This window comes from Companilactobacillus furfuricola (genome assembly GCF_003946325.1).
Classification (GTDB): domain Bacteria; phylum Bacillota; class Bacilli; order Lactobacillales; family Lactobacillaceae; genus Companilactobacillus; species Companilactobacillus furfuricola.
The window spans coordinates 21,160-34,023 of record NZ_RHNT01000021.1; the positions used below are offsets into that span (position 1 = coordinate 21,160).

The window sequence follows — 12,864 nt, forward strand, 5'->3', positions numbered from 1 at the left end:
ACAAATTGTGATCAGAAATCCCTTAATTATTATTTATAAAACATCCAGGCGATCATTTACCTAAAATACGAAATACAAGCGATAAAATTACATATGAGAGCATATAACCCATGATGAATAAAGTAGCAAAAGCTAAAAGCCAAGTTCCATACAGAGCCGCATAAACCAAAATTTGACTATTAGCAATCACAAAAATCATAGCGATCGTAATACTCATCAAAATCTTAACGATATTATTATCTATATATCCCTTAAACGCACTTTTAAAATCAAAACATTTAGTCTTCAATTAAAACGCCCCGATCAAAATTATTTATAATCATAGTGTACCACTTCATTGGGACAATTTAAAAAGATTAAGCAAAAGCAGCAATCAAATTCTCTTTCAAAAAATTAGAAACGCCAAATCCGCTATTCAAGAAAACAAAATGCTTATCATCATAATCAAACTCAATTTGATTTTGAATATCAGGGTCTTCCGACAAATGAGAAATCTCATCCAAAGGAATCTTAACCCGAACCGTCTTACTTAAACCAGTCATAAATGCCAAAGACAAAATCCCGTTGCCAAACTCAAACGCAGCATAACCACTAAAAGTCTCATCATTAGCCCGAATAATCTGTACATATGTAAACATATCAATCACTATCCTTTGTTTAAATTTCCTAACAAATTCAGTGTAAAGTATGAAACGGGTTTTAGAGCAACCCCCAAAATCAAAATAGTTATAAAGCAGCCAACTTCTGTCGCAAAATAGCCACAGCCTCATCAGCATTGTGATAATAATTAACATCAGAAAAATAACCATCACCAGAAATCATAGCCGAAAGATCAGAAACGTCAGGATCATGCAAAAGAATCACCGGCTTATCAAAACATTCAGCACAAGCCAACTCATAACCAACACCTAAACTAGGAATCGAACAATCAGCCACAACCAAATCAGCCTCCCGGATCCAAGCCACATCCCGATCACGAATAGAAGCATCATCCATACCAGATTCAGAATCAAGAAAATCCACATCGCCAACATGTTCAGTCAATACAACATGATCAAGCTTCAAAAAATCAATCACAGCACGATAAACATCAACTCGATCACGACCACCACGAATAGACCCAGAAAAATAAATCTTCATAAAAACCTCCTAAAATAATGAACCAGAAAAAGGCGAAGTGTGGAGCGTAGCAACACACCAACCAAAAAAAACAACTGCGAGAGTGCGACACAGAGCACGCGAGCAAGAAACAAATAAAAAAAGAAACAACGCAAAAAAAAGAACAAGGCAAAAGCACGAGGAACGAATGGGCGAGCAAGAAACGAAAGTAAGAGATGGAAAAAGTATTTGATCTTATCTAACCTAAAAAAGAAAAGCAAGCTCACAACAGCAATGTAAGTCAGGAAACAAAATGAGCGGAGCAAAGTCCCGCGAACCGAGAAAGAGATTGGTGATCAAAACAGAGAAAATAGACAAACAAAACCAGGAAGCTCCTACTCCCCACCAGAATAGATGGAGCCTGAGATAGACATGTGAGAAATAGGATGCGCAAACAGTGCCAACTTGATCAAAAAAAATCGGTAAACCTCAACCCAAAGGAGGTATTGTCTCCATCTAGACGGAGTGGCCCGGGGATACAGACCTCAGTACCCAAATTCCTCTTGGCGACGAAGGAGCTTAGAGGAAGACCGAGTTTTGAGATGCCTGGGCGAACTCCCCAGGTAGCTCAAAATCGCGTCGGGTACGTTCCCGACCCTAGTTGTTCGGTGGCGTAGCCACCACCATAACCGGTTGCGCAAGTGCGTTAGCACTTACGTTCCTTTAATGTATCCCCGGGCCACGATGTCGGCATTGAACGTAGCAACCAAACTACTACTTCCCACCCCACTAACCAAACAAAACCAACAGGACCCCAGCAAAGCAAACTACTTCCGTCTACCATATCTCCATCAAACAAAAAAAAGCCGACCACCAGGTCAGCCATAAATTAAAAAATAGAAACAACAAACAAAATCAAAGTCCAAATACTAATATTGATTTTCCCCTGACGACTAACCTCAAGCGAAGTCCAGTTGATCCAGCCAAGTAATCCATACTGAATAACACCAATCAAAACATTAGCCAGAGTATTAGGCACAGCCGAAGTACTCAAAGAAACAATAACAGCCAAAACCCCGCCCAAAGCGAAAGTCATAGCCAAGTTAACCATCAAAACCTGCTTAAATTCAACCTCTTCCTTACGCAAGATCAGTTGAAAAATAAAGTAAACAATAGCAAGCAACACCGCAGCTGCTACCAGTGCCAGAAAAACAACCAAAAACTTGTTCATCTTTTCAAAACCAGTAGATAAAGCAAAATTACAGTACATCGCCGTAAATTGACTGATTAAAGCAATCAAGATCACGCCGATCAGCGAACTTCTCTTAACTTTATATAAAATTCCCATTACATTACTCCTCTTTTAGTAGGCCAACTAGTGACGATTTGGCAGCCTTATTGGAAGGTATAAAACCAAACAACAAGCCAACAGCACTAGAAACCAATAGTGAGATCAAAATTGAATAGATCGTGATAACTGCCTTAAAAGGCAAGAACGCATTAATAACTAAGACAGCTAAGTAGCCTAAGATAATTCCAATAATTCCTCCGATAACACAAAGTACAATACTTTCCGTTAAGAATTGATTGCGGATATTATTGGCCGTGGCACCAAACGCTCTCCTAATACCAATTTCATTACGACGTTCAGACACAGTGATGTACATTACATTCATAACTCCAATACCAGCGATCAATAAGGAAATACCAGCAACCAGAGCAACGAAGTAAGTCACACTATTTAAGACCTTCTGGAATGACTTCATCGCCTCAGTAGGGTCATCAATATGATATGAACCTTCATGTCTAAATTCACCATTAGCCTTGATCTTCTTCAAAACAGCTTTCGAGACTTTCTTCTTATTCTTACCATTTTCGATAGTCAATTTGGCCTGATCTTTATTGGAATTAGCATTAAAGATACGTTTGTAAGTTCCTTTCGAAACTAACACGTTAGTTGAATAGTCATCGCCACTATCAGATACACCTTGAACGATAAACATATCGTCACCGATCTGAACAGGCTTGCCAATAGCTGATTCATCTTTAAATAAATCTTTTTCAATACTCTTAGAAATGATGATATTGTATGAATTCTTATCAGCTAATAAAGATTTGACCACATTCTTAGGACCGTCAGATGACTTCTTAACTGGGCCTAAGTATGTTTTGGCACTATTACCCCTATTTGATAGCTTGACTGATCTAGTGTTATCGTAACTAGCTAATTTTACCGACTGCACACCATCGACATCTGACATCAAAGCAGCATCACCTTGAGTAAATCCATCAGTACTGTTGATATCAGATGAGTTGGTGGCATACGATAAGCTGACCTTGTTAGAGGCGTTATCCTTACCTAGTTCCTTAGTAATGCTTTGAGTGAATCCATCACCGACTGCCAAAATGGCAATAACGCTGGCAATCCCAATAATGATGCCTAACATAGTTAAAAAATTACGATTCTTGTTCTTCATGATCGAGCGAAGTGCGATTGTTAAATTTTCCATTAGTCTGACACCACACTTTTCTCATTCTCATACAAACGTCCATCACGGATGTGGACAGTTCTCATCGCAAAATCTGCCACTTCTTGATCATGTGTGACCATGATGATCGTTGTATTAAATGTTTCGTTTAAATGCTTAAAAATATTCATAATTTCCAAGCTAGTCTTCGAGTCTAAAGCACCAGTTGGCTCATCTGCGATCAACAGATTAGGATTGTTGACGATTGCTCTAGCAATTGCCACCCGTTGTTGTTGACCACCAGAAAGCTCGCTTGGTAAACTATTTTCCTTTCCTTGTAAACCAACTTGTTCGATCACTTCATTGATAACTGACTTACGATCTGTGATCGTTTTCGTCTTGCTATAAATAAGTGGGATCTCAATATTCTCGTAAACCGTATAAGAACTTAACAGTTTGAAATTTTGAAAAACAAAGCCAATTTTATCGCCACGAACACCTGACAAAGTAGCATCATCGCTTTGTTTATAATTCTCATTTTTCAAAAAGTAATCACCGGTGTAATCACTATCAAGCAATCCTAAAATATTGATCAAGGTCGATTTACCAGAACCAGATGGACCCATGATAGCTAAAAATTCGCCATCAGGAACTTCCAAATTGATATCGGTCAGGGCTTTAAAATCATTTGCGTAGGTTTTTCCTACATTTTTAACCTTTAACATTCTTTCACCCCACTCCTATTTTAAGACAAGCTTTTGTCCAGCTTTGATACCTGAGTGTGTGTAATAGAAGTCGCCACTCTTATCTAAAGTAAGGTAGACCTTTTTCTTAGTATTGTCTGATTTTAGAACATAAACGTAATCATCGTCAGTTACAGCGTTCTTAGGAATCTTGAAGCCTTTGGAATTGCCTTTGATTTGAACGTGCATACCAAATGTTAGGTTTTGATCAGCTGTAACTTGGAAGTGATAGTAAGAAACTGATGAAGATGAATTGTAAGGAGCTTTGTCGATTTGTGTAACAGTTCCGTACATCTTCTTGCCATTGTTCTTGTAGATCTGCATATCAGCATTGTTCTTGATGTTTGGCAATTCAAACTCATTGACATTACCTTGAACTACAGGTTTACCATAAACAAAATAATTTCCTTCAGAATCTTTGATCAAAGTACCAGAAATTGGTGAAACAACCGTTCTGTTGGCTTCTTCATTCAACTCTGCTAACTTACTTTGGTCACTGGCGATCTGAGCATTATTTTGTGCAATTTGCGCACTGTTATCAACAGTTGGTGTGGCAGAAGCTAAGGCAGCGTCTGTATCATCAGTTGATGTTGTTGTTGATAATGAACTTTGTTGTGATTGCAATGAAGCATTTGAGGCAGTCAATTGTTGAATATCAGCATTTACGGCACTGATTTGACTACTCATATCTTTACTGAAAGTGAACAGAGTTTGTCCTTTGGTAACTTTTTGACCACTCTTCATTGGTTGAGAAGTCATTGTTTCTTTTTCTAAAGCTTTAGGACTTACTGCTTCTTTTTCATCCGGTGCGACCATCCCGCTATAATAGCGTTCTTCCTTAGGTTGCACGGTGTAAGTCTTATATTCATTTTGACCTAGTTTGCCATTGAAAGTTGCAACGACAACAATTGCCAAAATTAGAAAGAGGCCACAAATGGCCCAAATTGCGTAATCAATTTTTTTACTCATAGTCTTCCCCATATCTAAATTCTAGAAAATCTTAGTTCTATTATATATGTATTCGTTAATAATGTATCAATGAATTCGATTACAGTCATAAAATTTCTCAAAAATTTACAAGATTTTTACCTTTAAAATTTTAACTCAATGAAAATCCTTGGTCTCTCAAAAATGGGCCAACGTCAGGACGACGGATCTCTTTGAAAAAGTCGATATTTTTGTCTGTCCAACTATTGTCTTGAGGGTTTGAATTACGCGATAAATAATAGTCGCGGACTCGTTGATCGTATTGATTCAAATCAGTCATTTGTTTAGTATCGTATCGGTCGACTGCCACTTGATTAGCTAGGGGCATCCTTGGCTTGACTTGGTTCTTACTATTAGGAATACCGATAGTCATCCCAAACAGTGGGAAAGTATACTTTGGCAATTGTAAAAGTTGGGCGATTTGTCTGATCTCGTTTCTGATTCCACCGATGTAGCAGATTCCAAGACCTAATGATTCAGCTGCAACTGCCATATTTTCAGCAGCGATCGTCGTATCAACGGTCGCAACTAATAATTGCTCCATGGTTTTGATCCCATCAATCGACAAGCCTTTATTTTCTAGCATTGTGGCTTGTCGATAAAGATCAGCAACAAAAACATAAAAAACTCCAGTTTGTTTAACATAAGGTGCACTATTAGTGATGTCAGCAATCGTTTTGCGTAGCTTTTTATCGGCAATTTCAATAATAGAATATGCTTGGACAAAGTTGGAAGAGGATCCACTTTGTGCTGCTAGCAACAGTTCCTTTTTAACTTCATCATTGAGTGGTTCATCTTTAAAATCACGGACTGAAGTATGTCGTCTCATTTGTTCAATAATTGGATCCATAATGATTCCTCACTTTTCTTTCAGTATCTACAGTTTACAACATTTTTAAATATGATACTATTTTCATATGAGAAAAATATCATATGTGAGGAGAAACAAATGGCTAATATTTCGCAGATCAACGAAAAGATTTTATCTGAATCGCAAAAGATCATGAAGCTTCTCAGTAATAAAACTCGCTTTCAAATGTTGTATTTATTAGAACAGCAGCCACTCTCAGTTTCGCAATTGATGGATCTATTAAATATGGAACAGTCTGCTGTTTCCCATCAATTAGCAGAACTTAGACAATATCAATTAGTTAGCACAAAGCGAAGTGGCAAAGGAATCTATTACCGCCTCAATGATCCACACATTTTAGATATTATCAACGAAACCATGGAACACGCAGATCACGTATTAAGGGGGAAAAAACATGGTGAATGATATCAACGTCAAAAAGAGTTTAACGATCGAATATTTTTCAACCGCTTGGATGGTACTAGAATTTATTATTGGTTTGTCTTCGGGGATCAGTGCCGGTTCGATCTTACTGATTGCCTTTGGGATGGATAGTTTCTTAGAATTGATCTCTGGATCAACTTTGATCTGGCGACTAAAAAAAGAAGCTGCTCATCAACCAGCTGCAGAGATCGAAAAAGCCGAAAAAAAATCATCCCTAATAGTTGGGACGATTTTGTGTTTATTAGCAATATACGTTACTTTCGTTTCAATCTATAATCTAGTCACTCATCAAATTGCCGATGCCAGTCTTTCAGGTATGATCATTGCCATTGCTTCACTAATTTTGATGCCGATCTTAGCAGTTAAAAAACGGCAATTAGGTAAATCGATCAATTCGGACGCTTTGATCGAAGATGGCATGTGCAACGTAACTTGTGCATACATGGCAGCCACAGTCTTGATCGGCGTGGTCGTTACTGCCCTCTTCAATTTGTGGTGGATCGATTCAGTCGCAGCCCTAGTTTTAGTTTACTTCATCGCTAGTGAAGGCGTTGAATCACTTCGAAATGGGTTGGGAAAATAATTAATCGATTTTCTTCTCTTCCAAGCTTTTAAGAACTTTGGCGGGAACACCACCAACTAAACTGTTATCAGGGACATCATCAACAACTACGGCACCTGCTGCAATGACAACGTTGTTTCCAATAGTTACTCCCGGTGTTATCGTAACTTTGCCACCGATCCAAACATCGTTACCGATCTTTACCGGAGCAGCTTGAGCCAGATACTTTCTGCGACCAAAGGGATTCATTGGATGATTAACGGTATAAATATCAACATTGGGCCCGATCAATACATTATGACCCATGGAGACTTCTGCGATATCAATAATGGTCAAGTTGTAGTTACTTAAGAAATTGTCACCAACGTGGATATTTTGACCATTGTCACAATTGAAATTGGCTTGAACGGAAATATTTTTACCGGTAGATCCAAAGATCTCTTTGATTTTTGCTGTCTGTTGTTCTGGCTTTGTAGCTGGAATTTCGTTAAATTCATGACACAATTTGGCAGCATGAGCTTTTCTTTTAGCTACTTCTTCATCCAGAAAATAATACCAATCGCCAGCTTCGAGTTTTTCAATTTCGGACTTACCCATAATTATCACCTTCATATAAAATTAAGATAATTATAGCGCTATCATAGACTAATTGACAAAATAAGCCATACTTGGCATAAATTGTCTTTCCATCATTAAAGTAAATCTTATTTTGAATACGTAATTACTAAAAGACCCGCCGAAAAAAATCCGGCGGGTCTTTTTTTAGATTTTGAACAATTACTCTATGGCAAAGTATTCCCTGCAGAGAAGTATACGTCATACCACTCCTGGTTAGTCAATTTAACGTCAGCCCCAGCTGCACTATCTTTAATGTGGTCAGGATTCATGGTACCGATTATAACTTGCATCTGGGCAGGATGTCTTAAGATCCAAGCTGTTGCAATACCATTCTTGCTGACACCGTATTTGTCAGCCAATTCGGCTAGTTTCTTATTCAGTTCTGGGAATTTATCATTGTCGATGAAAGTACCCTCAAACATGCCGTATTGGAAAGGTGACCAAGTTTGAATAGTCGTTCCCTTTCTTCTTGAATATTCTAAAATTCCACCATCGTGGTCAATCGAACGTTCATCCGTCATATTGGCATGAATCCCGAAGTCGACCATTCCTGTATGCATAATACTAAATTACAATTGATTGATCAGCAATTTTTGATCGAGATTCTCTTGTAAAAATTCAAATTGTTGCGGATTGAAGTTAGAAACGCCAAAGTGACGCACCTTACCTGCTGTCTGCAATTCATCAAATGCTTCCGCAACTTCTTCCGCAACTTCTTCTGGTTCCATCAAAGGATCAGGGCGATGAAGCAAAAATGAGTCAAGGTAATCAATTTGCATTCTTTGCAAAATTCCATCAACTGCTTCGATTATGTGCTATTTACTGAAATCATAGCGTTTACCAAAAACAAAACTGCCGTGACTACGGTTAGGGTCTAAAACGATGCCACCTTTTGATTGGATATACAGCTCATCACGACTAACACCAGACTGCTTCAAAGCTTGGCTAAAGACTTTTTCTGAATCTCCTGAACTGTAAATATCAGCTGAATCAATATAATTGATACCTGCATCTTTAGCAGCATCAAGCGTTTTAGCGGCTTGTTCAGGGGTCAACGCTTCCATGCGCATGATTCCTAAAGCGACAGCTGAAGTTTGCCAATTAGTCTGACCTATTTTGATATTTTTCATTATATGCTCCTTAATCCATTTTTTATTTGCAATTATATAGTAGTGCTTCGAGTCAAGTATAAGTCAACTAGATGAGAAAAATATTTTTACGTTTTTCGATATTTTTAATTCACTATTTTACTCATAGAAATTTTATTTTCATTTATAAATAAAAAAAGCGATAACTCACTCACTATTAATGTGTGCGTTTATCGCTTTCCGATATATAAATTTGTAGGATTAAATTACATATTTTTTCCATTTAAGACGCTTCAACCAAGTTTGTTGGGCCGAGATCCCGAATGTTTTATGCTTCTTGAAATACTCGCCATTCTCATTTAAGTAATAAGAATTCTCTGTGTCCTTAGAATACATTTTAATTATTTTTAATAACTTTTTCTTGGGCTTATCGTGAATGATCGGCACTGCGATTTCTACTCGACGATCCAAGTTTCGAGTCATCATATCAGCGGAGGAGATCCACAACTCGTCATGACTATCGCCATATTGGAAATGGAAGATCCGACTGTGTTCCAATAATTCACCAACAATACTTTTGACAACAATATCTTCACGAGCCCCACAAATACCAAGCTTCAGTGAGCAAGGTCCACGGACGATCAGTCTAAATGGCAAGCCCAAACGAGCTGCTCGATAAATCTCATTAATAATATCGATATCAGTCAGACCATTGACCTTCATGAAGACTTGACCTTTGCCGACCCGCAAATATTCTTTGGTTGCGCGCTTAATGTTATTGATGATCATTGGTTTGAGTTGATTTGGCGAAGTCGCCAAGAGATCGTACTCAGTCTCTTGCATCGTTTCCAAACGTTTGAAAAATTTAGCTGCGTCATGAACATACGTCATGTCGCTAGTAAAGAAACTTATGTCAGAAAATACATTTGATGTAATGGCATTGTAATTACCAGTACCGACTTGAACGTAGCCAGTATCGTCTGCACCTTGGAGAACTAAGCAGACCTTGGAATGAACTTTGTTGACTCGATCGCCATACAAAACTTTGACTCCACTAGATTTTAAGATATCAGAAACGAGCAAGTTATGCTCTTCATCAAATCGGGCCCGCAATTCCACGACTGCCGTGACATCGATGCCCTTCTTAGCAGCTCGTTGCAGCAAATTGACTAATTGAGAATTCTTCTCGGTCCGATAGATGGTGATACAGATCCTAGTGGTCTTAGGGTCATCAACTGCTTCTTCCAAGTATCTTAAAAAGACACTAAATGAATCATAAGGATATTCCAACAGCAGATCATTATTGTCCAAATACTTTAAAATATCTTTTTTATCTTTCCAAATCCGTGAGCGAAACTTCGGAAAGATCAAATTTGCTTGACTCTTATACTTTTTGAAAAAGCTATTTAATAACTTTAAATCGATTGGACCAGGTATTTTGTATACACTTTTCTTGCTGATCCCAAATAATCCGGCAAAATAACTTCTTCCTCGTGGTCCAGCACATTCAAACTCGACACGCGTAACTTTCCGTGGATCTCTAGAGTTCAAGTAGTGGGTCATTTTCGACAAGTACTGAGCATCAGTCAACTTCTGATCTAAGAAATCATACTTCTTATTCTTATCGTATGTTACTCGAAAAATATAACTCTTCAGTACGTCATATTTGCTAAAAATATCTTCAGCAAAATTTAAAATAACATCTTCCAATAAAATAAAGTGGTCCGGCTCTCCTGTTGGAACTAGCCGATCCAAGCCATCCGGAATGGCAGCCATATAAGTATTTCCTTGTGATTGCATCAAAATATTTAAATTGCTTTTGAATTGCTTGTCGCTTGAAAAATCTTCAACTTTCAACTGATGTGCAACTGTTTCGTTGTAATAATCTTTAACTTGTTGCTTCTCAAAGTCGCTGAGTTCGTAATACTTCATCAAATGGAAAATATTCTTATCGTGACATTTTTCCATTAATAACGAAAAAGCTTCATATTGTTTCGTGATGTTACGAATATTAAATTCATAAACTAAACTCAAAACTTCTGTCCCCATGAGTCCAGTTCTTTTTTCGATTTTCCGACTACCGATCATGCTATAAATGTTGTGCATTCTCACTTTAAAGAATTCATCTAAGTTATTTGAAGCAATCGCCAAAAACCTTAATTTTTCTAAAATTGGTACATTTGGATTGTATGCTTGATCGATAACACGATTATCAAACAACAACCAACTTAAATCCCTATTATAATATTTACTCTTCATTTCTTAATTCCTTTTCGAAAGACTCAAAATCGTATTCCACTTGCTTAGCATAACTGTTTGTGAAATTCATTAACGAGTTAGCAATATCGGCGTATTCTTCCCCAAAGCCGATAATGAGTGGATAATTTGGTGAATGTGAATGTGCTCTGGCTAACAAGATGACACAAACTTGAACGTAGTCTTTGAATGAAGCAAAGTCTAATTTATCCAATTTGATCGACGATTTCATATCCTTGAATTGACGCATATAAAAACTAAACTGTTTCGTATCAAAAGCACCTAAAAATGGATCAGAGGCACTTTGCAAGATCAATTGACTGTCAACGATATTTTGTCCTTGACTGACGTTAGAGTCAGTAAACAATTCATCATCGTTATAAATAGGCAGAGCCTGCTTAGCTTGCAATACTAAGTAGTTAGAATCGAGGTCTTCTAATAGTATCAAATAGCAAAGTGTCCCCACACTTCCTACCCCAACACTATGTCGGACCACATCAATAATATTGAAATCTTCAAGAAACAATCTGACGTCGCTGCGTTGATGCTTCTTATATTTCTTGTAGCCTTCGACTAAATCATCATAGTCCTTCTCACTAATGTGTTGTGTTACTGGTTTGTTCTCAATAAAACGACGTTCCCCTTTGTCGTTTAGCTCGGTATATTTTTCAATGACCAACTTCGAATTGCTCTTTTGAGCTTTCTTGATCGATTTTGCGATCATCTTAACGAAAGACTCTTGGAAATATTCTTCATTGTTCTTCAAATTACCAAAAATCTCTGTGATATTTTGGAGAGTATTTGGCAAAATAAATCGCTTCATTTCTGAGATCTTTGTCATATGTTTTAAAGTATCAAAATAAGTGTCAACTACTGACAATAAGAATTCTTGGATCTCTGATTCTTCGAATCCATGATCACGAGCAACCAGCAGTGCACTAACGAGCAAACGTTTAAGGTCATATTCCCAATGACCTAAATGAGCCTCATCAAAATCATTCATATCAAATAACAATTGGCCTTCAGATGAACCATAAAAACCAAAGTTACCGATATGTGCGTCTCCACCAACTAAGACTTTAATGCAACTATTCTCATGCCGGGATAAATCATAATGCATCACATCGACTGTACCTCGTAAAAAGGCGAACAGTGATCCTGACATTCTTTGGCGTTTAACTGCTAATAGTTCAGGTACTAACAATTTATTCTTGATGTTTAATATCTTATGAATATTTCTTTTCTTTGGTTCAAATTCATTAAACGAATCAGAAACAGTGGTAGCAAAAAAGCGACCTTTGATTACTAGTTGTTCGGTGCTTTTAAATGCGTCAGTATCCTGAAATCTATATGGTGTTTGGCTCATACCCCTCATCTCCTTATTATGTATTATACAATAGCTTTCAGTCGTAACTGATGGTTTGTCACAATTTTTATATTATTGTTTATGTTAGATGAATATTTTTATTAAGCATAGTTAAAAATATACTTTTGATGTAGTGTTTTTTATGAAAATGGTTTTATGACATGGGGGTAATAGTTTTGGTGGAGGTTGCTATACGGCTCCGGGGCTCGGGGATACAGCCACTGGAACGCTGCCGACTCGATTTGAGCTCCTCGAAGAATTACGCTTCGACGATCTCAAATACGAGTCTTATTCTAAGCGGTAAAACGGTTCTCGTCGTGGTTTGGTTATTTTGATGCATTTATTTAAGAAGAGGCTTATATACTCAATGCCAATTTTCATGAG

Annotated in this window: 14 protein-coding genes and 1 pseudogene; 2 read left to right on the plus strand and 13 right to left on the minus strand. The window is 37.5% G+C overall.

The annotated features are described in order from the left end of the window. Nucleotides 1–52: 52 nt before the first annotated feature. The 9 genes from EKM78_RS07150 to nfsA form a co-directional block, all read right to left on the minus strand. On the minus strand, nt 53–289 hold the full coding sequence (locus tag EKM78_RS07150; RefSeq protein WP_125770811.1) for a hypothetical protein: 237 nt from the start codon (nt 287–289) through the stop codon (nt 53–55). A 67-nt stretch (nt 290–356) separates the two neighbouring features. After that, the gene (locus tag EKM78_RS07155; RefSeq protein ID WP_125770813.1) at nt 357–638 is read right to left on the minus strand and encodes a hypothetical protein; all 282 of its coding nucleotides are present in this window, start codon (nt 636–638) and stop codon (nt 357–359) included. A gap of 88 nt (nt 639–726) precedes the next feature. Next, entirely contained in the window at nt 727–1,140 is a 414-nt protein-coding gene (locus EKM78_RS07160) for a nucleoside 2-deoxyribosyltransferase (RefSeq protein WP_125770815.1), read from the minus strand. A 664-nt stretch (nt 1,141–1,804) separates the two neighbouring features. Further along, nucleotides 1,805–1,957, minus strand: a complete 153-nt coding sequence (locus EKM78_RS12640; protein WP_164507243.1) for a hypothetical protein — start codon at nt 1,955–1,957, stop codon at nt 1,805–1,807. Nucleotides 1,958–1,987: 30 nt separating this feature from the next. Beyond that, a complete protein-coding gene (locus EKM78_RS07165; RefSeq protein ID WP_125770817.1) occupies nt 1,988–2,446 on the minus strand; it encodes a hypothetical protein in 459 nt (152 codons plus the stop codon). A gap of 4 nt (nt 2,447–2,450) precedes the next feature. Further along, complete coding sequence (locus EKM78_RS07170; protein WP_125770819.1) at nt 2,451–3,608, minus strand: ABC transporter permease; 1,158 nt, start codon at nt 3,606–3,608, stop codon at nt 2,451–2,453. Further along, nucleotides 3,608–4,291 (minus strand): ABC transporter ATP-binding protein, encoded by a 684-nt coding sequence (locus EKM78_RS07175; protein ID WP_125770821.1) that lies wholly within the window; start codon nt 4,289–4,291, stop codon nt 3,608–3,610. Before EKM78_RS07175 ends, EKM78_RS07170 begins: the two co-directional genes overlap by 1 nt. A 15-nt stretch (nt 4,292–4,306) precedes the next feature. Then, the gene (locus EKM78_RS07180; RefSeq protein WP_125770823.1) at nt 4,307–5,278 is read right to left on the minus strand and encodes an efflux RND transporter periplasmic adaptor subunit; all 972 of its coding nucleotides are present in this window, start codon (nt 5,276–5,278) and stop codon (nt 4,307–4,309) included. A 130-nt stretch (nt 5,279–5,408) separates the two neighbouring features. Further along, on the minus strand, nt 5,409–6,146 hold the full coding sequence (gene nfsA, locus EKM78_RS07185) for an oxygen-insensitive NADPH nitroreductase (protein ID WP_125770825.1): 738 nt from the start codon (nt 6,144–6,146) through the stop codon (nt 5,409–5,411). A 99-nt stretch (nt 6,147–6,245) separates the two neighbouring features. Between nfsA and EKM78_RS07190 the strand changes: the two genes are divergently transcribed. Together EKM78_RS07190 and EKM78_RS07195 are read left to right on the plus strand one after the other, a co-directional pair. Then, nucleotides 6,246–6,572 carry an ArsR/SmtB family transcription factor gene (locus EKM78_RS07190; RefSeq protein WP_125770827.1) on the plus strand — a complete coding sequence of 109 codons (327 nt, stop codon included), beginning with the start codon at nt 6,246–6,248 and terminating at the stop codon, nt 6,570–6,572. After that, on the plus strand, nt 6,562–7,173 hold the full coding sequence (locus EKM78_RS07195) for a cation efflux transmembrane domain-containing protein (RefSeq protein WP_125770829.1): 612 nt from the start codon (nt 6,562–6,564) through the stop codon (nt 7,171–7,173). The genes EKM78_RS07190 and EKM78_RS07195 overlap by 11 nt, the downstream gene beginning before the upstream one ends. Here the strand turns inward: EKM78_RS07195 and EKM78_RS07200 are convergent, their stop codons facing one another. The 4 genes and pseudogenes from EKM78_RS07200 to EKM78_RS07215 form a co-directional block, all read right to left on the minus strand. Next, the gene (locus EKM78_RS07200; RefSeq protein WP_125770831.1) at nt 7,174–7,749 is read right to left on the minus strand and encodes a sugar O-acetyltransferase; all 576 of its coding nucleotides are present in this window, start codon (nt 7,747–7,749) and stop codon (nt 7,174–7,176) included. Between the two features lie 185 nt (nt 7,750–7,934). Beyond that, nucleotides 7,935–8,900 (minus strand): annotated as a pseudogene (locus EKM78_RS07205) (aldo/keto reductase). Nucleotides 8,901–9,119: 219 nt separating this feature from the next. After that, entirely contained in the window at nt 9,120–11,117 is a 1,998-nt protein-coding gene (ppk1, locus tag EKM78_RS07210; protein WP_125770832.1) for a polyphosphate kinase 1, read from the minus strand. Further along, nucleotides 11,107–12,480 (minus strand): DUF2252 domain-containing protein, encoded by a 1,374-nt coding sequence (locus tag EKM78_RS07215; RefSeq protein WP_125770834.1) that lies wholly within the window; start codon nt 12,478–12,480, stop codon nt 11,107–11,109. The genes ppk1 and EKM78_RS07215 overlap by 11 nt, the downstream gene beginning before the upstream one ends. Nucleotides 12,481–12,864 lie beyond the last annotated feature (384 nt).